The sequence below is a fragment of the Leisingera sp. CC-HEC096 genome, from assembly GCF_059429235.1.
This window is the reverse complement of record NZ_JCAIJS010000001.1, coordinates 1,982,011-2,003,888: the sequence shown is the minus strand read 5'-3', so window position 1 is coordinate 2,003,888 and position 21,878 is coordinate 1,982,011. Positions and strand designations below refer to the sequence as shown.

The window sequence follows — 21,878 nt, the reverse complement described above, 5'->3', positions numbered from 1 at the left end:
CAAATTTTCGGCACATTTTAGGCAAATTCCAAGAATTACGGATAGAATGGGGAAACAATCCTCCGTCGCTCGCCCTGATTGTGCCGAGCTCTCCGGTCAATGCAACGTCCCACGTGTTTCCAGGCGGCGCGAATCAGCCTGCGGCCCGCAGCGATTGCCCAAATCTGTCCCGAAAAATGCCGCCTTCGCCCGCTAAGGCGTTAACCGCAGAGGGGTGAGCTGGCCCGGATCCGGGCCAGCGTGTTGGAAAGGGGGCAGGCAATGGCTGACGGGAAATTCGACGACCGCACCGCGTATATCGCGGCGGCGGCCTGGGAGGTGCTTGGCGAGGAACCGGTGGAAATTACCGCCCCGGGCGGCAAGTCGCGCTCCTCGCTGCGGCTGCATTTCAAGGACCGCACGGCGATTGCCACCCTGCGCGCCAATTTCCGCCGCACCCACCTGGAAGCCTTTGTGCTGGAGCAGCTGGCACCGCATTGCGATGACATACCGCGGGTGCTGGGGGTGCATAATGACGTGCTGTTTCAATCCGATACCGGCGAGACGCGGCTGAGCGAGGAGATAATCGAGCACGGCGAAACAGACCAGCTCGACCTGGCGGCCGAGGCCTGCGCCGCGATCTTCCGAATCCAGGCGGCGGCCCGCAAGACTGAGCTGCACACTGTGCTGCCGCATTTGGGCGCCAACCGCAGCTGGATCCGCAACTTCATCAGTTCGGTGGCGGCGCTGGAATCCTATTCCATGGGCGTCCCCGATGCGTTCGACTACCCGGCGGTGGCCGAATACATGGAGCAGCCTGGGGTTCAGTTCCTGAAGTGGGACTGCCGCGCCGGCAATGCGGCGATCGGCGAGGACGGTTATGTCCGCTGGTTCGACTTTGAGTATGCGGGCCTGCGCCACGGGGCAGAGGACTTTGCCTGGCTCATCGGCGACGAGACCTGGCCGATTGCACCCGACAAGATGGCCGATGTGATGATCGAGACCTTCGATCCAGCCTGCGGCCATGAGATCGGCGCATATCTGGAGTATCTCTCGGCCTATACCGCCTTGCACTGCATTCAGCGGCTGGAGCTGATCCAGAAGGAAGTGAAGAATCGCGGCTGGCTCAGCAAGGAGCGTGTGCGCAAGTTGGACGATGCCGGCGTGCATCCGGAATTTGCCGCGCAGCTTTGCCGCACCGGCGCTTATTACGCAGCGCAGTCCCGGCTGACCGCACCGCTCAGCCGCAATTTCGAGGCCGCGGGCCGCGCCTTCAAGGCTATGTCTGAGGGTTGAAGGTTTGTCTCTCCTGTGACGTGCCGTCCGGGTTTCGGTGATGAAATCCGCGGGGTTATCCTGCCGCCAGACACACACGGGGGAGAAGACATGCAGCAGGCCGAAGATTTCCGCGCCGAAAGCCGTGCCCTGGCGGCCATTCTGGAGGACCTGCCGGAGACGGAGTTTCACCGGGCAACCCAGTTCAAGGACTGGACCATTGATCACGTGCTGGGGCACCTGCACCTGTTCAACGCCGCGGCGGAGGCGTCGCTGCAGGGCGAGGCGGAGTTCGCCGCCTTCATCGCGCCGGTGCTGCGGGACATGCAGTCGGGCAAGTCCATCCTCGAATGCCAGTTCCCCTGGCTGGACGGCCTCACGGGCCGGGCGCTGTTTCAGGCCTGGCAGCAGGGGGCAGAGCGCTGCGCTGATGCTTATGCCGCTGCGGACCCCAAGACGCGCCTCAAGTGGATTGGCCCGGACATGAGCGCGCTCAGCGCCATCACCGCTCGGCAGATGGAGACCTGGGCGCATGGCCAGGAGGTGTTCGACCTCCTGGGACTGCAGCGGCAGGAACAGGACCGCATCCGCAACATCGCGCATCTGGGTGTGGCCACCTTTGGCTGGAGCTTCCGCAACCGCGGGCTGGAGGTGCCGGAGCCTGCGCCTTTCGTGCAGCTGACCGGCCCGTCGGGCGCAGTCTGGGAGTGGAACACGCCGCAGGACGGAAATTTCGTCAAGGGCAGCGCAGTGGAGTTCGCGCAAGTGGTCACGCAGGTCCGGAATGCCGGCGACACCAGCTTGCAGGCGGAAGGCGCCGCTGCGCAGGAGTGGATGCGCATCGCCCAATGCTTTGCCGGCCCGCCGGAAACGCCCCCCGCCAAGGGCAGCCGCTTCACCGCAAAGTCCTGATCCGCCACTCTGTTCATCCGGGGCAACTAAAGTGCAGGAGCCCCGGTAAGGTGCAGGAGGAGGAGCTCCCGCCCGGCTTCAGCCGTCCTGGCCAACGGGCACAAGGGGTCCCGGCGCAGCCGGGGCACCTGCGGGCGCGGGAGCGCTTTGTTTTCTCAGGCGCGGGTGGTTGCCGGACGCTTTGAGCGGCGGCCTCTGGTGCATGCGGTCCCACCGGAATTCAGCCGCAGCCGCTCAGCTTCCGTTCCAGGCGCGGGTCAGGCCTTCGAGCGCCATACGGTCGGGATCCGCAAGGCTGACCGGCACCGCCTGCGCCTCCAGCGCGGCCGAATAAAGCGCCTGCGCCTGCGGCTCTGCGATCAGGGCCAGGTTCTGGCCCAGCCAGTAGGGCCGCGCTGCGGCCAGCTCGGCGCCCAGCAGCAGCCCCCAGATCCGGGCGCGTGCGGTGGCGGCCGGCATCTGCCCCAGAACCGCCGCGGCCTGCACCGAGGCCAGGCGGGCCGCCAGCAGCTCCGGCTTGGCAATCCCGTCCGCTGCCGCATCCTTCAGCACCGCCTTGTCCCAACCGCCTGCCGTCTCCAGCCCCATCGCCTGTGCCGTGGCCTGCGCCAGATGCCCGGTCAGGGCGCTTTGGAAACTGACCGCCTCGCGGGCGCTCACCTGCACCCAGTGTGTCACCGCTCCCGGCAGGCACACCACCCCGTCCCAATCCGGGTTCAGCTGCAGGAACCCGCTGAGCCGGGCCAGCGCGCCGTGCATCGCGCCGCAGGGGGCCGCCTGGCTGAGACCGGGCAGGGCATGGACCTCGAGCCCCTCCAGAGGGGTTTTGTGCAGCGGCAGATCCGCCGGCGCAACCGGAACCGGGCGCGGCGGCAGCAGGGAACTGCCGCCCAGCACCACCGGACAGGCAGTGCCGCCCATCGCCTGACGCAGCGCTTGGGCCAGCGCGGCCGGGCGGCCATCCGGCAGGTGCAGCACCTGCGCAGGGGCCGGGGTGGTGCCAGTCACAGTCCAGGCGGTGAGCGTCAGACCGTCCAGATTGGCGGCCAGCCAGCCGACCGCGTTTTGCGGAGGGTGCATGATGTCCTCGTTTCTCTGCCATGGCATTGCACGCGCTTATGGCGGCGATTCCCTTGCCCGGCAAGGGCACAGAGCGCTCTTGGACAGGCCCGGATACCCGTTTGGAGAGGGTCCTGTCCGTTGGTATGCCCGTCATAGGCTATATCGTCCGGGATTTGTTCAAATGACAAGCTTTGAAGCTCTGCGTCACGGATGGAAAATCCAGTATCATCTTTCTGTGGCCAGTCCGGGACAGCACCTGCCCGGCGGAGCGGCCGCAGCGCAGCAGAAAGGCTGCACCGCGCCGGCACTGCGGACTGACTGACGGCAGCACGCCTGCTCTGAACGTCTGTCTGCGCCGGATCCATCAAGTCCGGACCGCGGCTTTGGCCGCAATCACCGCAACCGGCCGTGACAGCAACAGGAGAGACCGCAGACATGCCCGCCGCACCGGCACCGCACAATGCAATATTTGCCCAGCTGGCCGCGCGTCATCTGCTGGCACAGGGCTTTACCCCTGCCGCAGTGTTCGCTGGAACGGGGTTCGGCCAGGGCTTGTTGAACCAGGAAGAGCCTGCCGCGCCCTTTGCCGCGATCGCCGGTCTTTTCAGCCGGGCCGCAGAGCTGTCGAAAGATCCCCTGTTCGGCTTTCGCCTCGGCTGCCGCAGCGACCTGCGCGCGGCGGGCCTGCTGGGCTACATCGCCCGCACTTCGCCAACCGCGGGGTGCTTCCTGCGCAATATCGCGCGGTATGCCGGGGTGATGAGCAGCGGCTGGGAAGTCGATACGTCCCGTCTCGCGTCTCATGGAGAGTTCGCCTGGTCCTGCAAAGCGGCCTCCGGCCAAAAGGCGGATCAGTACATCGAATTCCTGGCGGCGCTGTTCTTCACCGCCCTGCGCGAGGCCGCCGGGACCCGGATCGAGCCGCAGCAGGCGGCCTTTGCCCATCGGCACCGCCGCGGTGTCGATGAGATGGCGGCCTACTACGGCTGCCCGGTGCGGTTCGGCGCCGCGGTCAGCTGCGTTGTCTTCAAACCGGAGGATCTGGACTTGCCGCTGCTGAGTGCCGACCGTCTGCTCTTGCGGGTCTTGCGCGCCTTTGGCGACCAGATGCTGCACGGGCGGGGGCTTGGACGCGGCAGCACCGATCTGACAGCGCAGGTCGAAGAAGCAGTGTCCGCCCGGCTCTCCGGCGGTTCGGCGTCGCTGGCAAATGTGGCGGGGGATCTGGGCATGAGCCCGCGCACCCTGTCGCGCAAGCTGGCACGGGCAGGCACCAGCTACTTCACCATTCTTGAGGAGTTGCGCAAGGCTCTGGCGATCCGCTATCTGCGGGAGAGCAGGCTTTCGCTGTCCGAAATTGCCTTCCTGCTCGGCTATTCCGGCCTCAACAGCTTCAGCGAGGCCTTCCGGCGCTGGACAGGGCAAAGCCCGGGGCAGTTCCGGGGCGGTTGACCGGTGCAAATCGCGCTGGGCTTGCTTCGATTCTGCGCCTGATTTAACTGGATTAGGAACAATTCCGGGAATCCCCAGGAAATTGTTTCCGCCCGCACCCCTTGCTGGCGGCTTTTTTGGGGGTTTCCGGGCGCCTTTCCACAATTTGCGCGAATTTTCTAAAATTTAGTTTAACTAGGGGTGACTGCCGGAATGCAGGGCCGCCAAGGATTTAGGCGGAGCACAATATGGACGCGGGCGCGTGGGGGCGCGCCCCGTTTTGGAACCTGAAAATCAGTAGAGGCGTTCTGCGGCCCACGGCGCGCGGGATACCGGTTTGAGTTTATAACCAGCCGCCCTTTTCAAGGGGGCGGTCCAGCCAAGTTCGGGCTGGAAAACGGGGGTTTGAAATGAAAGACATGGTTCCCGATGGGGCGGGTCTGTCTTTTGCGCAGTTCGAGCAGAAGGCCAGGCAGGGCGCAATAGCCCGCCGGTCCTTGCAGCAGTTGCGCTTGCAGCCGGCCAATATGAACACAGGCCTGACAGGTCTCGCGGTGCCCCGCCTGCCCGCTGTCCGGCCTGCGCGCAGCGCAGGCGGCAGCGGATACTGGAAGGCAGGCAAGCGGGGCTTGGATTTGCTGCTGGTGGCCGTCAGCCTGCCGTTGACGCTGCCGCTGATCGCGCTCTGCGCCGCGGCACTCTGGCTGGAGGGCGGGCGGCCTTTCTACACCCAGCCGCGGCTGGGCCGCGGCGGCAAGGTGTTCCGTATTCTAAAGCTGCGTACCATGGTGCGCGATGCCGACGCCTTGCTGCAGCATTACCTGGCCACCGATCCGGCCATGCGCTGGGAATGGCAGCAGACGCAAAAACTCAAGAACGACCCGCGCATCACCCGCGTGGGGCGTGTGCTGCGGATGACGTCGCTGGATGAGCTGCCGCAGCTGTGGAACGTGATCAAGGGCGACATGAGCCTGATCGGCCCGCGCCCGATGATGCCGAAGCAGCTGCCGCTTTACGGCGATACCCGTGCTTACTTTGCGCTGCGCCCGGGTATTACCGGCATCTGGCAGGTTTCGGTCCGCAACGAAGGCAGCTTTGACAGCCGTGTGCAGGCCGATTTTGAATACTGGGAGGACGTGTCCCTTAGCCGGGACCTGCGGCTGCTTTGGCGCACCGTCGGTGCGGTGATGAAGGGGACGGGATATTAACTTCTGTCTGCTCCGCTGCAGATCTGCGCACCGGGCGCGGCAGCGGAACAGCCAGCCATTGCGGAGGGCGTGTTTGTGAAGCATTTTGCAGTATCAGGGGCTTGTGCTGCCACCCCGGCGCCCGGCCCGCAACAGGGACTGGACAGCGATGAGGACGGGATGAGCGAGCAGGGCTTCAAGCGGTTCCGCCGCCGCCGCTCGGCAGCGGCTGCTGCGCCGCCGTCCGCTGGCGGCGCCGGCGCAGCATCCTCCCCGCCGATGGCGGCACCGGGCACACTGCCTCCGGCGCAGCTGCCGGCAACCCTGCCGGAGCCTTGGGACCTGATCCGCCAGGGACCGTTCGACCCGGTGGTGCAGCGGGCAGCGCGCCTGCCTCTGGTCAGCCGGTTCCGCACCTCGCCTGCGGCCAAATCCTTTGACCTCCTGCGCACCCGGCTGCTGCACACCTTGAAGGAGCGCGGTTGGAAGCGGGTCGCGGTGACAGCGCCCGCAGCAGGAAGCGGCACCACTTTCTCGGCGGTCAATCTGGCGCTGAGCATGGCGCGGGTGCCGGGCAGCCGCACCATCCTGATGGACATGAACTTCCGCCGCCCCGGCGTGGCGCAGGCGCTTGGGATGGCGGCGCATGGCGATCAGGCCGCATTCCTCTCCGGCAGTATCCGGATGGAGGACCAGCTGCTGCGCCCGCTGCCCTCGCTGGCCGTTGGCCTCAACCAGACCGCGGATCAGGACGCGGCGGAACTGCTGCACAGCGGCTGCTGCGGCGAGGCTCTGGACGAGATGATGCTGCGCTCGGGCGCCGATACCGTGCTCTTCGATCTGCCGCCGGTGCTGGAGCATGACGACACTGCCGCCTTCCTGCCGCAGGTGGACGCCGTATTGCTGATCTCGGACGGCACCGGCACCACTGCCGCCCAGCTGGCCGCCTGCGAAAGGATGCTGGCCGGCCACACGGAACTTCTGGGCGTGGTCCTGAACCGCGCCCGCAAGTCGGACAGCCCGCTGAACTGACCGCCGCGGCGTCATAGTTTTGCCCGGTTGCTGTGGTCAAAATCCCGGCACGGGCTGCCGCCAGGCAGGCTGAACCGATACAGACCCAGGCACAGGCAAAGGCATAGGCACGGACTGGGGGCAAGAGAGCAGACAGATGGGGCCGATTTACTCGCTTGGCGATTTTCTGGACATGGTGCGGCGCAGGCTGTTCACCATCGGCTGCGTCTTTGTCCTGGGCTGTCTGCTGTCGCTGTGGTTCGCGGCCAAGCAGCAGCATGAGTATGAAACCGCAGAGGTGCTGCAGGTCACCCAGCCGCAGATCGCAGGTGAGCTGGCCAAATCCACCGTCGAAGGGTCTTCTGCCCGCCGTATGCAGCTGATTGAGCAGCGCCTGATGGCCCGCGGCACGGTGCTGGAGGTGATCGAGAAATTCGGCCTCTATGCGGATATGGAGGCACTTACCCAGTTGCAGAAGGTGGCGCTGCTGCGCGAGTCGGTGCGGATCACCGGAGTTGCCGCCGCCCGCGAGGGCTTTGCCGACGATGGCACAATTTCCGTGCTGACCATCACCGCCCGGATGCCCACCGCCGAGCAGGCGCAGCAGGTCGCCAGCGAATTCGGCCGCCGCACGATTGAACTCAGCGTCGCCACCCGCATCGACCAGGCCCGTGAAACCCTCAGCTTCTTTGCCAGTAAGGAGGCCGCGCTGGCCGATCAGGTTGCCGCGCTGGAGGATGAGATCGCCGAATACCGCAACGAAAACGATGTGACCCTGCCGGGCACCATCGAATTCCGCCGGGCCGAGATTGCCGCTTTGAACGAGGGCCTCCTGGAGATTGCCCGCGAGCGGATCGAAATCCGCCGCGCGGCAGATCAGGCCCAGGCCACCGAACGCCCTGCCACCGCCCGCCGGATGCAGGAGGAAGCGGAGCAGCAGCTGGCCACGCTGGCGGCACAGGAGCAGCTGCTGACCCAGCGCAAGTCCGGTCTCGAGGCTTCCCTGCAAACCACCCCGGAGGTGGAGCGACAGCTGGGTGCCTACGACCGTCGGCTGGAGCAATTGCAGACGGAACTTGCACAGATGACCGCCCGCCGTAACGAGGCCGAGGTGGGTTTCCGCCTTGAAACCGGCCGCCAGGCAGAGCGTTTGACGGTGATCGAACCGGCGCCGCTGCCTGATTACCCGGTAACCGGCGCCCGCAAGACCAAGGCTCTGATGGGGGCTGCGGCCAGCCTGTTCGCTGCGCTGCTCGCCGCTTTCCTGCAGGAACTGCGCCACCCGGTGCTGCGCACCGCCGCTCAGATGGAGCGGGAAACCGGTCTGTCCCCGGTGGTCTCCATCCCGGTGATGGACACCCGCCCGCCGCGCCGTGGACTGTTCAGGCGAAAGAGCTAGACATCAGGCACCTTCGCCCGGCCGCCCCCATGGGCGGGCGCTTTGCTTCCGCCCGCAGTCGGGCGCTGCCCTCAGCGGACAACTTCGATCCTGCCCTCTATGCACGTGCCTAAGGTGCACTCAACGCCGCTGCCATGGCCGTGACCTCTTCCCAATGCCAGCTCAGCGCCGCTCCGCCTGCCGCAACGGCGAACAGCGCAAAACCCGCATCATGCAGCGGGTCCCAAACGTGATGCCGGCGCGCCAGCCGCACCAGCACCGGGTAGGCGGCCAGCATCGCCAGTCCCAGCGCCGCGATGCCGCCCGCCAGCCCGAACCAGACTACTCCGGCGAGGAACAAAACCGTCTGCAAGCAGGCCCGCGCGGCGGAGAACACAAAGAACCCGCGGCTGTCGCCTGCAGCCAGCGCCGCCTGGTCATATGTCATGGTGATCACCGCCGGCGTTAGCGCCAGGGCAATCAGCACGATCATCGGCCCGGCCTGCAGATACCTGTCATCATACAGCAGCTGCACCAGCCATGGCCCGGCCCAGGCCATCACCAGCAGCAGTCCCAGGATCGCTGCGGTCAGACCGCCGCGCAGCTGCCGCTGCCGCCGCAGGTTTTCAGGCGCTTCCCGCACAGGCTTGTCGCGGTAGACCGGGATCATCAGCCGCTGGTTCACGGCATGGCCCAGCAGCATCGGAAAGCTCGCCAGGAAATAGCCGATGTTATAGACCCCCAGCACTTCAAGCGGCACGAACTTCCCCAGGATCGCCCGGTCCCCCTGCGAGGTCAGGAACCAGAAGGCGGTCGACAGGAAAATCCACTTGCCGAAATGGATCAGCTCCCGCGCGGCGGCCTTCTCCCAGCGGAACCGGTTGGCCGCGCCCGGCAGGCCGTAGTGGCACAGCGCCAGCTTGGCCGCCGCCTGGATCACCCCGCCCAGCACCAGCGCAATCACCGACTGGGTGGCCAGCGCCAGCGCAATCATCGCCGCCAGCCCGATCACCTGGCCGCCCAGGTCCAGCACCGTGACCCGCCCCGCCAGCAAATGCCGGTGCGCGGTCTCGATCCGCGTCGGGTTGAAGCCCGCAACCGCCAGCCCGGCGCCGGCAATGGGCAGATAGACCAGCAGCTCCGGCGCGCCATAGAACGCCGCCGCGGGCCAGGCCAAGAGCGCCGTCAGCGCCCACAGGCCAAAGCCGCGGATCACCTGAATGGTCCAGGCGGTGTTCAGGAACTCAGGATCATCCCCCCGCCTGTTCTGGGCAATCGAAGGCCCGATGCCCACGTCCGAGAACAGCGACAGCCCCACCGTCACCACCGTGACCAGCGCCATCAGGCCAAAAGCCTCCGGGAACAGGATGCGGGTCAGGATCAGGTTGGAGGCCAGCCGCAAAGCCTGGCTGCCGCCATAGCCGATCATCAGCCATGAGGCCGAGCGCAGCACCCGCGCCACCATTCCCTGGCCTGCAAAATGCGCTGCAACCCGCTGCATCTTTTCCGTGGCTCCCCAACGTCCGCCACCGCAGGCTAGGGAGGCGGGGCAGGGCCGTCAATCGCGCGGGCGCTTAGGCGATTGAGGTCAGCCGCTGCGGTGTGAAATTCCCGCACAATCCCGCCACCTGTGCCGCATTCTCCACGCCTGCGCGACAAGCTGCCCGCGGTGCTGGGCAAGCCGCCAAACCGCCGCTAACCTGCCGTGGAACTTGCCTTTTCAGACGGATCTCCCAGCGGTGAAGATTGCCTATGTCCTGAACACCTACCCGCAGCCCTCGCACAGCTTCATCCGCCGCGAGCTGCAGGCGCTGGAGCGTCAGGGCGTGGACATCCTGCGTCTGGCGATGCGCCCCGCCGGCGCAGCTTTGGCTGATCCTGGCGACCAGGCAGAGGCCGCGCGCACGGAGTATGTGCTGCAGGCCGGGGCTGGGCGTCTGCTGGGGGCTCTGGCGCGGGAAGCGGCGGCGCCGGCCCGTTTCGGGCAAGCACTCAGGCTGGCACTGAAACTGGCCCGGGCCTCGGACAAGGGCGTCCTGCGGCACCTGGTCTACCTGGCCGAGGCGGCCTATGTGAAACAGCGCTGCGCGGCGGAAGGCGTGCAGCACATGCACGCGCATTTCGGCACCAACTCTGCCGCGGTGGCGATGCTGGCGCATGTGCTGGGCGGCCCGGGCTACAGCTTCACGGTGCACGGGCCGGAGGAATTCGATGCGCCGCACGCCCTGTCGCTGGGTGAGAAGATCAACCGGGCCAGCTTCACCGTGGCCGTCAGCAGCTTCGGCAAAAGCCAGCTCAGCCGCTGGGCCGCGTTCGGCAAATGGGACAGCCTCAAGGTGGTGCACTGCGGCATCCAGCCGGACCGCTTTGCGGATCCCGCACCGCTGCCGCAGGGGCCGCTGCGGCTGGCCGCGATCGGGCGGTTTGTCGAGCAGAAGGGCCAGATGGTGCTGGTCCGCGCCATGGCACGTCTGGTGCGGGAGATCCCGGACCTGCATCTGGTACTGATCGGCGACGGGGGGATGCGCGCGGATCTGGAGGCGGCGATCGCCCGGCAGGGACTAGGCGGCAACATCACCCTGACCGGCTGGCTGCCGGAAGACGGCGTGCGGACAGAGCTGGCCCGCTCCCACGCGCTGGTTATGCCCTCCTTCGCCGAAGGCCTGCCGATGGTGGTGATGGAGGCGATGGCCGCCGCCCGTCCGGTGGTCGCGACATATATTGCCGGCACGCCCGAACTGGTCGTGCCGGAGCAAACCGGCTGGCTGGTGGCGGCCGGGGATGAGGCCGCATTGGCAGAAGCCGTTCTGGCGCTGGCGCAAACACCGCCGGACAGGCTTGCCGCCATGGGACAGGCCGGCCGCGCCCGGGTGCTGGAGCACCACGACAGCGAAAGCGAGGCAGCCAAACTCGCCGCGCATTTCCGCGAAGTCATCCAGCATTAGCCGCGGGAACTCTCCCGCCGGTCGCCGGCGCATCTGCGAGATGCACCGCTCCCGTTGGGCCAGGCTCAGCGCCCTTGGCGCTGAGCCTGGCCCAAGGCCGCCAAGGGTGCGCTGGCGCAGCCAGGGCATCCTGCGGGCGCGGGAGGGTTTCGCTTGTGCAACCGCAATCAGCGGCCGCGGGCCCAGCGGGACCGGGAGGCAAAGAGAGGCGTTTTGACCGCCAGAGCAACCGCGCTGTAAATCAGAAACCCGGCTGGATCCGTCACCAGCAGCTTCAGAACCGCCCCACCGTCCGGCGGCCGCTTGCCATCGTTCCGCATCAGCTGCGGGAACCTGGCCGCCACTTCCGCCACCCCGGCATTCTGCCGCCGCCGCACCCGCACCAGGTTTCGGAACCCTTCCACCATCGGCCAGCTGTAGCTTGCCTCCACCTGCACCCGTTCCGCCGGAGCAAAACTCAGCCGGGCAAAGATGTCGTCGGCGATGATATCGGGCCAGTCCCCCCAGCGCTCCCGCCCGGCGCGGTTCATGGCAAAGACGCCAAAACCCGGCACGCCGCGGGAAAAGAACGGCAGCCGTGTCCACAGCCGCGCATAGGCCCGGGTCACCGCACTGCGGGCAGGGGCCACCTGCGGGCGGCCGCTGGCATAGCGCGGCGCGCCATCCGCCAGGGCCTCAGCCAGTTGCGGGATCAGCGCGGGCGAGACCCCCACGTCGGCATCCAGGTAGATCAGGATATCCCCGCGCGCCGCGGTGTCGCCCGCCGTCAGCGCCCGCAGTTTTCCGCCCTCCGGCTGCTCCAGCACACTGAGCGCCCAGCCGGACGGTGGCTCAAACGCCCGGGCCAGCGCCGCGGTCGCGTCGGTGCAGCCGTTTGCCAGCACCAGCACCTCGCCCGTCATGCCGCCCGGCAGCGGGTCGGAGGCGAACACCGCCTCCAGGCAGTACCCGATATAACCCGCCTCGTTATGGGCCGGGATCAGCACCGACACCCGGGGGGTCATTTCACCGCCTCCAGTGCGTCCCAGCGCGGGTTGGCGTCGCTCAGGGTTCGCAAGGCCCCCCAGCTGCCCCATTTGCCGGGCACGCCCACATCGGCGTAGGCGGTGAACAGCGACCCGCCAAGCGCGCGCCAGCCCGCCAGCAGCTCACGGTAGAGCGCGCCCATTTCGGGCGTATAGTTGAAGTGGGTGAAAAAGCCTGTCAGCGTGCTGTCCTCCACCATCGGGCCGATGCCGACCACATGGCTGCCGCCCTCATACATGATCAGCTCCAGCCCGTGCTTTCGCGCGACGCCCGCATGATACGGCAGCACCCGGCCCAGAAGATCCGCCAGCGTGTCGGCGCTGTCGCCCGAGATCAGCCCATCGCGCAGCTCGGCCCCTGCCTGGGCTGAGGCCGCATCATACTGGTGCCGCTCGATAAATTCCGCCGCCGCCGCACCTGTCAGCCCGCGCTCGGCGGCAACCGCCCGGGCCTGATCCCGGCTGGCGGCGATCCAGGCGCGGACCTGCCCGGCGCGGTCCTTCAGCCCCAGGATGCCGCCGAAATAGCCGGTTACCGCATAGGCGTCGAAATAGGCAGCAGGCGCCAGCCTGTCTGCCCGTTCCGCCTTCCACAGCGGCGCCGTCAGCACCTGCTCCTCCAGCCCCAGCCAGCCGGTCTGCGAGGAGATCACCCGCACCAGCCGGCCGCTGTCCGCTCCGAAAACCTCTGTCCAGATCTGCGCCACCTCCGCCGCGCGGCCGCCATAGAACTGCATCCACAGGCCCTCGCCGCCCCAGCGCGCCTGTGCCTGCGCATCGGCCCAGGCGGCCTGCTGGAACTGCCAGTTCCAGACCTCGTTGGAATATTCCACATAGGCGCGCAGATCCTCGTCCAGCCCGCGCTCCGCCAGCCGGGCGAACTGCCGGACATAGCTGTCATCCGCCATATGCGGCATGGTGAACCAGGGATCGGCGCCCAGCGTATTGGCCAGCGCCACCATCACCTCGGCCGGCACGCCTTTCAGCGCCCAGGTGTAATCCTGCGGCAGGGGGCGGTCCTCCCAGCCGGTCTGGCCGGAGTCATTGGTGGCCATCCAGTCCATGAACCGTAGCGCGGCAAACCCCTCCAGCCGCTCCAGCCACAGCGGGTTGAACAGGGCGCCGCCGTCAAAGGCCTCCAGATGCTCTTCCTTCACCACGGTGATGTTGCGGACATAGCCGCCATCCCGGCCCATGCGCTGGATACGGATCTCCACCGGGCCGGGGCCGGGAGTGTAATCAAACCGCACCTCGCCCTTGCCATAGCGGACGTTTTCCGCGCGGCCCGAGACCTCGACGATGCCTGTACCTTCAAACCGCAGCACATAGCGGCCTTTCAACGAGACCGCGTCCTCCGGCAAGTCGGTCAGGATCACCGTCCCGATCGAGCCCAGCTCCGGCGGGATCGCGGTGGGCCAGCCATCCGGATCCAGATAGCCGGCGGCCAGCAGGTCGCCATGATCTGCGCCGCCCCATTGTCCGGGCAGATGGCCGATCCAGGGCCGCGCGGTCTTGAAATGGTCGAGGAACGGCGTCTGGGTGCTCCAGTCGGCAATCCCCGCCAGGTTGATGGCGATGGGCTGGCGGGCGGGTTTTCCTGTCAGCTCCGGCACGTCTTCCAGAACCGCAGCGTTCAGCACGGGCAGCACCGGATCCTGCGGCAGCGCCGCCGGTTCCGCGGGCAAGGCAGCGGTGCGCACGCTGTCGCCTTGTGCTGCGGCCCAGGCAATGTCCTGCAACCGCTCCGCCAAACCAGGCGGGGGCGCCTGGTAGGGTTTGCCCCAGCGGTCAGCCAGCCGGTGCGGCAGGCCCGCGGGGTTGTTGCCGGTCAGCACCGCATATTGCAGCAGCGCCAGAAAGTAGAACCCCGTGGCATTGGGGTGGATGTCATCGGCAAAGACATCGCGGATGCTGCTGAGCCCCGGCATCGTGCCCGCGCGGATCGCATCGTCGAGCCGCGCCATAGCCTGGCCCGCGGGCAGCAGCTTCACATCACCGCCGGTTGCCGCATTGACCTCGTCCACCAAGGCCTGCCAGCGCGGCAGATCCTGCTCCAGCCGCTGCCGCCAGGTCACATCCGCGCCATCGTCAAAGGGCACCGCGGCACCGGTGCCGCTGTTCAGGCTGTGCCAGGTTTCCTGCAGATAGAAGTCCACCTCCGGGTTCGCCGCCCGCGCCAGCTCATAATACCGGGTGACGGCGCCTCCGGTATCGCTCCACTTCAGGTGATTGGCCAAGGGGATCGCCTCGGTCACGATCACCGCATCCGCTGGCTGGCGCAGCCTTTCACGTGAATCAACGCCCTCCGCCGTGCTGCTGTGCTGCCAGTTGTAGCTGAGCGGCGCGCCATTGATGATCTGCGCCTCCACCGCCGCCTCCGCGCGCGCGTCCAGCAGCTGCTCCAGCATCTGCGGATTGTCCGGACCGAACAGCGAATGGCCGATCATCACAACCGAGGTGATCAGCGCGTCCAGGTTCATGCCGGGGCTCCCGCCGCGGCCAGACCGGTGCGGGGCAGGCGGCGCACAACCTGCCAGACGATCTGCTGCACCTTGGCCGCCGCCTCTGCGCTGAAGGCCTCTGCCGGGGTGGCATCGGCGCGGCTCAGTTCATGCGGCAAGCCGACCGGAGAGCGCTGATACAGCACCGTGTAATGCGTCAGCGCCACCGCATAGGCGCCCAAGTCATTGATATGGATCGTGTCCAAGTCCCCGTCGGGTGTGCGCGCAAACAGCGATTCACGTGAAGCCAGGCCCGGGATCTCGCCAGCCTCCGCCGCCCGCGCCACCGCCGCCAGCACCTGGCCGCCGGGGATCAGATACACCGGATGCTGAGGGTTCTGGCGGCTGTCTGGTCCCAGCAGCTTGCCCACCCACAGGGCCTCCAGATCGCCATCTATCCGCTCCAGCCAGCCACCTGCATCATCCAGCCGGTGCCAGGTCTCATAGAGGTACAGGCGGGTTTGCGGCGAAGCCTTGCGCGCCAGATCGGCCCATTTCCCCAGATACTTGGCCGCATCGAAATACTTGATTGCGTCGCGCAGCTCGACCATTTCGGTCAGCACCAACGCGCCGTATTCGCCCGACCCGATGGCCTCCCTCGCCTCCCGGAAGGCAGGCGCGCGGTTGGCCGTCTCAAAATTAAGGATATCCTCCCCCGGCTCCCAATGCGCCCGGAGAGAGGTGCCGGACCCAAGCTGGCTGTTATACCCGTGCCCCTCCGGCGCCAGCTGCGCCAGCATATGCGGCATGTCCGGCCCGACCAGCGAATGGCCCAAGTGAAACACCTTCAGCGGCCCCCCCGGCGGGGTCAGCGGCGGCGGCACCGGCACGGACCGGCTGCGGGTTGCAAACACCATCAGCCCCAGCGTGGCGGCGGCAGCCCCCAAGGCCAGAAACCCGCGCCGCCCCATCATCCGCGCCCCCGGATTTCCGCCGTAGTCATGATCAGGCCCGCGCCAACCGCAAACCGCCCGCCAACCGCCTCGCCACGCGCAAACGGCGGCCGGTCGGCGGTGAAAAACGCCTGATAGGCCCCCGCCGCCAGATCGAATTCCAGCTCCATCCCGTCAAATCCGTAAAACGCCCGGCTCAGCGTGTACTGGGCCTTGTAAGCCGCTTCCTTGGCGGAAAAGATCACCTTCGCCATCTGCCCCGGATTGTCCTGGCCCTTCAGCCAGGCCTGTTCCCGGTCCGAGCAGATCGCGGGCAGCAGCTCATCCTTCAGCGGCGTGTCTTCCTCCACGTCGATACCCAAGGCCTGCACCTCGCCTTCGCGCGCCAGCACCGCCATGGCGCAGCTCTTGGTGTGGGTGATCGAGCCGACCACGCCCGCAGGCCAGACCGGCGCCCGGTCGCTGCCAACCTGCACCGGGGCAGGGGGAAAGCCTAGTTGCACCATCGCCTGATGCACCGCGGACCGCCCGGCAGCAAACTCGTTGCGCCGCTTCTCCACCGCATTGGGCGACAGCCCCGCGGCCTCAGCCGCCAAGGGCGCCGGCGGCGCGCCCAGCGGATCCGCCCCGGCCAGCGCCACGTCGGCGGCAAAAAGCGGCCGGACCAGGGCCAGCCGCTCTGCCAGTTTGCTGTTGGTCTCTGTCATCCGGCCCTTGCCCTGCGGTTTGCCCGCATCGCCCGCCGTTTCGACATGGTGTCAGCGCGGTCCGGCCCTGCGGTCTCCTGCGGCTGTTCTTCCGTATTTGCCGGGGTGCCTGCAAGCCCCTCGATATGCGCCGCCAGCCCCGCCAGCGTCGGGAAGCGGAATATATCGGTGATCGACAACGCCGCCGTGCCCAGTTCTGCGCGCAGCTCCCGGTGCGCCTGCACCGCCAGCAGCGAATGGCCGCCGAGCGCAAAGAAGTTATCTTGCGCCCCGATGCCGCTGACACCGAGAATGCGTCCCCAGACCGTGGCGATCCTGGCCTGCGCACCCGCATCCAGCGGCACCGCTGGCACGGCTTCGGTCCGCGCCGGCTGCGGGTCCGGCAGCGCCTTGCGGTCGATTTTCTTGTTCGGTGTCAGCGGGAAAGCCGCCAGCGTGACGATATGCGCAGGCACCATCACTTCTGCCAGCCGGGCCGCGAGCGCCTGTTTCAGCGTGTCCTCGGACACCGGTGCAGAGGCGGTGACATACCCAATCAGCTGCTCGGCTCCTGCGTCACCGCGCGGCACCACCACGGCACCGGTCACACCCGGCTGCGCCGCCAGCGCTGCCTCGATCTCACCCAGCTCGATCCGCTGGCCCCGGATTTTCACCTGATGGTCGGTTCGGCCTAGGAACATAAGCGTGCCACCCGCCGTCCAGCGCACGAGATCGCCGGTGCGGTACAGGCGGCCTTCAGCGAACGGTGCGTTTACAAACCGTTCAGACGTCAGCTCCTCACGCTGCCAGTAGCCTGCGGTGACACCTGCGCCGCCGACATACAATTCGCCGGGAGTCCCCGCGGGGACAGGCAATTGTTTTTCGTCCAGCACATAGACCTGCGTATTGGCAATCGGCGTGCCAATCCCGGCCGCCCCCGCGGGGACAACTCCGATTTTCTCCACCGTGGACCAGATCGTCGTCTCGGTCGGGCCGTACATGTTGTGGATCTCCGCCCGGGTCGCCTCGCGCAGCGCCTGCACCAGATCACCGGGCAGCGCCTCGCCGCCGACCAGCAGATGCTGCAACTGGCCCAGACAGGCGCTGGCATCTGCATCCGCGGCAATCATCCGCGCCATCGACGGCGTGCACTGCATGTGGCTCACCCCATGCCGCACGATCTGCGCCGCCAGCGAGAAATCATCCGCCGCCAGCTCCTGCGGCGCGTTCGACAGGCGCAGCACCTCGGCCAGGGGTTTCAGCCCCTCCAGCACCACGCCGGGCGCAATGCCATAGTCGATCAGGCAGGCCACTTCATCCACACCGATACGCTTCAGCTGCTCCACCCGCTCGCAGGCGTCCCCGATGGTGCCGAACAGGCCGGAGTCCTCGAAATAGCGCTCAAAGGCAAAGTCGAGGATCGCCTCCAGTTCCTCCTCCGACAGCATCCCCAGGTCCATCTCGAACGGGTTGTTCACCCCCTCCGGTTTCTTGAAGGCGGGGAAGGCCCAGGCGTACTGCTTGATCAGCCCGGCGGCGGAGCGCAGGTAGTCCTTCATCGGCTCCCGCGCCACCCGTCGGGCCTCCTCGCGGGTCTCCGCCAGATAGCTGTGCAGCATCAGCGTGACCTTGAAATCCGCGGGGTCGTGGCCTGCCTCGCGCAGGGCCTCGTGGTAGATGCGGATCTTGCCCGCGACCTCATCAATGCTCTGGCCCAGCAGGTGGGTCAGCACGTTTGCCCCGATCGCCCCGGCCTCGCGCCAGGTTTCCGGGTTGCCCGCGGTGGTGACCCAGACCGGAAGCTCCTTGGAGACCGGGCGGGGCTGGGTGATCACGCTGTGCTCGCCGCCGTCCTTGCGGGGGAAGGCCACTTCCTCGCCGCGCCAGAGCTTGCGCACGGTTTCAATCGCTTCGAACATCGCGGGTTTGTTGGCGGGTGGTGTGTTCTCTGGGCGGAGGATGAAATCGTCGGGCTGCCAGCCGGAGGCAAAGCCGATGCCCGCACGCCCGGCGGTCAGGTTGTCGATCACCGCCCATTCCTCGGCAATCCGCGCCGGATGGTGCAAGGGCGCCACGCAAGAGCCGGAGCGCACACCGATGTTCTGCGTCACCGCGGCAACCGCGGCACCCGTTACCGACGGGTTCGGATATGGCCCGCCAAAGGCGTGGAAGTGCCGTTCCGGTGTCCAGACCGCGTTGAACCCGTGCCGGTCTGCAAACTTGGCGCCTTCCAGCAGCAGATGGTATTTCTGCGGCCCCGGTCCGTCGTCATTGCCCCAGTAGAACAGGTTGAAATCCATCTTGCGGTCCGACAGGGCCACCGGCCCCTTGGACAGCTCCAGCCGGCTTTCGTCGCTCGACAGCACCAGCTTGAAGCCGCGCGTGAGGGGCCAGAACAGCTCCAGTACCGAGATGTCGAAGCTGAGGCTGGTGACCGCCAGCCAGGCGTCTCCGGGCTGGTGCGGGATGCGCTGATCCATGCCGGCAAAGAAGTTCGAGACATTGGCGTGGGTGACCATCACCCCCTTGGGCACGCCGGTAGAGCCGGAGGTATAGATCAGGTAGGCCAGATCGCTGCCGGTCGCGCCGCCGTCGAAATTCTCCTCCGTCCCCGCGGGGACAGATTCAATCTCCAGCACCTGCGCGTCTGAGGCAGGCAGGCTGGCGGCCAGCGCGGCTTGCGTCACGATCACCTGCGCCTGGCTGTCGGCGATGTAATGCGCGATGCGGTCGGCGGGGTAGGCGGGGTCCAGCGGCACATAGGCGCCGCCGGCCTTCATCACACCAAGCGCGGCAAAAACCAGCTCCGGCGCGCGGCGGATGTGGATGCCCACATGGCTGCCCGGTTTAACGTTCATTTCACGCAAGAGCCTGGCCACCGTATTGGCGCGGGCGTTGACCTCGGCGTAGGTGAAGCTCTGGTCCTCGAATACCAGCGCGGAGGCCTCTGGGGTCCGGGCGGCCTGCGCCTCAAACGCGGCGTGGATGGTCAGATCTGCGGGATAGTCCGATGCGGTCTGGTTCCAGTCCTCCAGCAGCAGTTTGCGCTCAGCCTCGGGCAGGAAGGGCAGCTCTGCAACCGGGCGGTTTCCGTCCCCGGCGATGGCGCTCAGAACCAGTTCCAGCCGGGCGGCCAGCAAGGTCGCAGCATCTGGCGTGAGGGTGGCCGCGTCGCAGTGCAGCGCCATGGCGCCACCGGTCAGGGCGATGGTGGCGGTGCAGCCTTCGACCGCGGTATCCCGGCCAAGCATCAGGCCGATGCCGGGCATGGCCTGCGCCGAAATCTCCGGATCGCGGGCCACCAGGTCCTCGGCAAAGCCGCCGGATTTCCGTGCCTTGCCAATCTCTTGCGCGGTGTGCTCCACGAGGGCCGCAACGCTGTCCTGCCGCCGGGTCTGCAAGGGCACCCAGGCTGAGATCAGGCCGGGCAGGCCCTCCATCCCCTCCACAGACAGCGCCGCATCACCGGTTTCGCCGCCGCTGCTGAGCAGGGCAAAGGCAAGCGCGGCAGCGGCGGCATGTTCTTCGCTGAGACCCGCAGGCATTGAAATTTCACGGCGGATGGAGCCGCTTCCACCCGCATCCAAGGCCAGCGGCACCTGCACCGGCTGCATCGCCGCAAGCCGCTGGCGCCAATGGCTTTCGCCGGTTTGGACCGCAGCAAGACGGGCGGTGAGAGCCTCGGCCTCTGCTGCGGTCAGGGAGGGAACCATGTCTCCGGCTTTGACCAGTTTGGAGATGTCCAGCGGTTGGCCCGCGGGTGTGGTCAGGCGGGACAGGGTCAGGGCGCCGTCACCGGTGGCGATTTTTATGCTGGCTTTACCGGTCTCAAGCACGGTGCCCGGCTCGCCACTGCCCTCCGCAATTTCCGCGCCGCCGGCCAGCACAATGGTCCCGCCGACGCGCAGCTTGGCGGCGCACATCGGGTTCCAGTAGCCGCCGGTGTCAAGCGCCCGCACCAGCCGGGCGAGTTCCGCCGAAGGGCGGGTGAAGTCCAGCATACCGCCCGCGGCCGGGCGGTCGGATTTTCTGAACAGGCGGCGCTGGCTCAGGTCTTGTTTCCGGCGGCTCAGATCGCCGGTTTCCAGCTGGGTGACGACCTCGCCAAAGCTGTCCATCGCTGCGGCGTAGCATTTGGAGTTGAGGCTGAAGGCGGTCTCATCCGCCGCCACGTCGAACATCCGCTGGGCCAGGATATCGCCCTCGTCGACGCCGCCCTCGATCAGGTGCCAGGTGATGCCGTGCTGCGGCTCGCCGTTGATCAGCGCCCAGTTGGGGGTGTTGAGGCCCGCGTATTGAGGCAGGGGTCCGTCGTGGAAGTTGACCGCGCCCGTGGCGGCTAGGGCCAGCACATTATCCGGGATCACGGTGAGGTTGGCTATCGACAGCAGCCAGTCGAAACCGCCGGTCAGGCCGGCGGGTTTATCCAGCACTTCCAGCCCCTTATCCACGGCCCAGGCGCGGATGTCCGCGTCCTGTGAAACGACAGCCCGGATCTGGTGGCCACGGGCCAGCAGCGCATCGGCACAGCCGATCAGAAGGGATTCATTGCCGATCAGGGCACAGGTGAATGCGGTCATTTCTGCTCCTTTGCAAGCGGAGAAGGGAGGCGCGTTTCCGAAGGCGGTGTGCGGCGCGGCGCAATCAGCGCGCGCAGGCTGTGCAGGCAGAGATCGCGCAGGAAATGCGGCGGATCCGCTTGCGGCTTGTTCTGGATGAGGCGGCGCAGGCCGTAGATCAGGCTGCCGCTGATGCGGGCCAGGGCGGCTGCGGCGGCATAGGCGCGGCCGTGGTTTTTGACAAAGTAGTGCAGGCGCGAGTCGAACCAGTAGCCGGGCGTGCGCTGCCAGCCCCTCATCCCGGTGGAGGCGGAGCCGATGTGCGCAACCTCACTGGCGGGCACATAGTGGGTGCGCCAGCCCGCGCGGGCGGCACGGCGGCAGAGGTCGGTCTCCTCGAAATAGAGGAAGAAGGTCTCGTCGAAACCGCCCACGGCTTCGATCACCTCGCGGCGGATCATCAGGCTGGCGCCGGCGGTCCAGTCGACTTGCACCTCGCCCCGCGGCATCTCCATCGCCACCACCCAGGGTCTTAGGAGGCGGGTAAAGATGCCAGTGCGCACGCTGGCCTCGAACTCCCCCGCGATGGAGGGGAAGCGGAAGGCGGTGCGGTGCGGCTCCCCATCGGTTCCATGCACATAGGAGCCGGCAAGCCCCGCGCCGGGGCGTTCCAGCAGGAAGTCGCGCAGGGTGCGGATGGTGCTGCCTTGGACAAAGGCGTCGGAGTTCAAGAGGTAATAGAACTCCGGCGCGCTGCCGTCCGCGAGGCCCGCCTGGATGCCGATGTTCATGCCTGCGCCGAAGCCGCCGTTGACCGGTGAGGCCAGCAGCCGCAGCCGCCCGCTGTCCAGCCAGCCGCGGGCCTCTGCCTCTTTGCGGATATGGTCAAAGGATCCGTCGCCGGAGCCGTTGTCGATGATCAGCAGCTCGCCCGGCAGGTCCTCCATCTCGCGCAGGGCCGCCTCTGCCGCCTGCAGGGTCATCTCCGGCGTTCGGTAGTTCAATAGAATGGTGAGGATGCGCTGCTGGCTCAT

Annotated in this window: 15 protein-coding genes; 7 read left to right on the top strand and 8 right to left on the bottom strand. The window is 67.1% G+C overall.

The genetic code is table 11. From position 1 onward, the window contains the following. The first annotated feature begins 261 nt into the window (after positions 1 to 261). Positions 262 to 1,275: a hypothetical protein gene (locus AC5STI_RS09780; RefSeq protein WP_495446538.1), complete on the top strand. Its 1,014-nt coding sequence runs from the start codon at positions 262 to 264 to the stop codon at positions 1,273 to 1,275. A gap of 90 nt (positions 1,276 to 1,365) precedes the next feature. Beyond that, positions 1,366 to 2,166 (top strand): TIGR03084 family metal-binding protein, encoded by an 801-nt coding sequence (locus tag AC5STI_RS09775; protein ID WP_495446537.1) that lies wholly within the window; start codon positions 1,366 to 1,368, stop codon positions 2,164 to 2,166. A 234-nt stretch (positions 2,167 to 2,400) separates the two neighbouring features. Here the strand turns inward: AC5STI_RS09775 and AC5STI_RS09770 are convergent, their stop codons facing one another. After that, positions 2,401 to 3,273, bottom strand: coding sequence for a 2-dehydro-3-deoxygalactonokinase (locus tag AC5STI_RS09770; RefSeq protein ID WP_495446536.1), 873 nt, complete (start codon positions 3,271 to 3,273; stop codon positions 2,401 to 2,403). A 363-nt stretch (positions 3,274 to 3,636) separates the two neighbouring features. On the opposite strand from AC5STI_RS09770, the gene AC5STI_RS09765 reads away from it, so the two are divergent. The 4 genes from AC5STI_RS09765 to AC5STI_RS09750 all read left to right on the top strand — a co-directional run bounded on the left by AC5STI_RS09765 (position 3,637) and on the right by AC5STI_RS09750 (position 8,256). Then, positions 3,637 to 4,680 (top strand): AraC family transcriptional regulator, encoded by a 1,044-nt coding sequence (locus tag AC5STI_RS09765; protein WP_495446535.1) that lies wholly within the window; start codon positions 3,637 to 3,639, stop codon positions 4,678 to 4,680. Between the two features lie 389 nt (positions 4,681 to 5,069). Beyond that, positions 5,070 to 5,867: a sugar transferase gene (locus AC5STI_RS09760; RefSeq protein WP_495446534.1), complete on the top strand. Its 798-nt coding sequence runs from the start codon at positions 5,070 to 5,072 to the stop codon at positions 5,865 to 5,867. A 159-nt stretch (positions 5,868 to 6,026) separates the two neighbouring features. Then, positions 6,027 to 6,878, top strand: coding sequence for a CpsD/CapB family tyrosine-protein kinase (locus AC5STI_RS09755; RefSeq protein WP_495446533.1), 852 nt, complete (start codon positions 6,027 to 6,029; stop codon positions 6,876 to 6,878). A 136-nt stretch (positions 6,879 to 7,014) separates the two neighbouring features. Continuing rightward, complete coding sequence (locus tag AC5STI_RS09750) at positions 7,015 to 8,256, top strand: GumC domain-containing protein (RefSeq protein ID WP_495446532.1); 1,242 nt, start codon at positions 7,015 to 7,017, stop codon at positions 8,254 to 8,256. Between the two features lie 109 nt (positions 8,257 to 8,365). Here AC5STI_RS09750 and AC5STI_RS09745 read toward each other — a convergent pair whose 3' ends face one another. After that, the gene (locus AC5STI_RS09745) at positions 8,366 to 9,736 is read right to left on the bottom strand and encodes an oligosaccharide flippase family protein (RefSeq protein WP_495446531.1); all 1,371 of its coding nucleotides are present in this window, start codon (positions 9,734 to 9,736) and stop codon (positions 8,366 to 8,368) included. A 238-nt stretch (positions 9,737 to 9,974) separates the two neighbouring features. On the opposite strand from AC5STI_RS09745, the gene AC5STI_RS09740 reads away from it, so the two are divergent. Next, a complete protein-coding gene (locus AC5STI_RS09740; protein WP_495446530.1) occupies positions 9,975 to 11,180 on the top strand; it encodes a glycosyltransferase in 1,206 nt (401 codons plus the stop codon). Positions 11,181 to 11,347: 167 nt separating this feature from the next. Here the strand turns inward: AC5STI_RS09740 and AC5STI_RS09735 are convergent, their stop codons facing one another. The 6 genes from AC5STI_RS09735 to AC5STI_RS09710 are packed head-to-tail and all read right to left on the bottom strand — an operon-like array spanning position 11,348 to position 21,878. Next, positions 11,348 to 12,184, bottom strand: a complete 837-nt coding sequence (locus tag AC5STI_RS09735) for a glycosyltransferase family 2 protein (RefSeq protein ID WP_495446529.1) — start codon at positions 12,182 to 12,184, stop codon at positions 11,348 to 11,350. Beyond that, positions 12,181 to 14,685, bottom strand: coding sequence for a hypothetical protein (locus tag AC5STI_RS09730; RefSeq protein WP_495446528.1), 2,505 nt, complete (start codon positions 14,683 to 14,685; stop codon positions 12,181 to 12,183). Before AC5STI_RS09730 ends, AC5STI_RS09735 begins: the two co-directional genes overlap by 4 nt. Beyond that, positions 14,682 to 15,617: a hypothetical protein gene (locus AC5STI_RS09725; protein ID WP_495447752.1), complete on the bottom strand. Its 936-nt coding sequence runs from the start codon at positions 15,615 to 15,617 to the stop codon at positions 14,682 to 14,684. Before AC5STI_RS09725 ends, AC5STI_RS09730 begins: the two co-directional genes overlap by 4 nt. Continuing rightward, complete coding sequence (locus AC5STI_RS09720) at positions 15,617 to 16,306, bottom strand: 4'-phosphopantetheinyl transferase family protein (RefSeq protein WP_495446527.1); 690 nt, start codon at positions 16,304 to 16,306, stop codon at positions 15,617 to 15,619. Before AC5STI_RS09720 ends, AC5STI_RS09725 begins: the two co-directional genes overlap by 1 nt. Then, positions 16,303 to 20,865, bottom strand: coding sequence for a MupA/Atu3671 family FMN-dependent luciferase-like monooxygenase (locus AC5STI_RS09715; RefSeq protein ID WP_495446526.1), 4,563 nt, complete (start codon positions 20,863 to 20,865; stop codon positions 16,303 to 16,305). Before AC5STI_RS09715 ends, AC5STI_RS09720 begins: the two co-directional genes overlap by 4 nt. Next, a complete protein-coding gene (locus tag AC5STI_RS09710; RefSeq protein WP_495446525.1) occupies positions 20,862 to 21,878 on the bottom strand; it encodes a glycosyltransferase family 2 protein in 1,017 nt (338 codons plus the stop codon). Before AC5STI_RS09710 ends, AC5STI_RS09715 begins: the two co-directional genes overlap by 4 nt.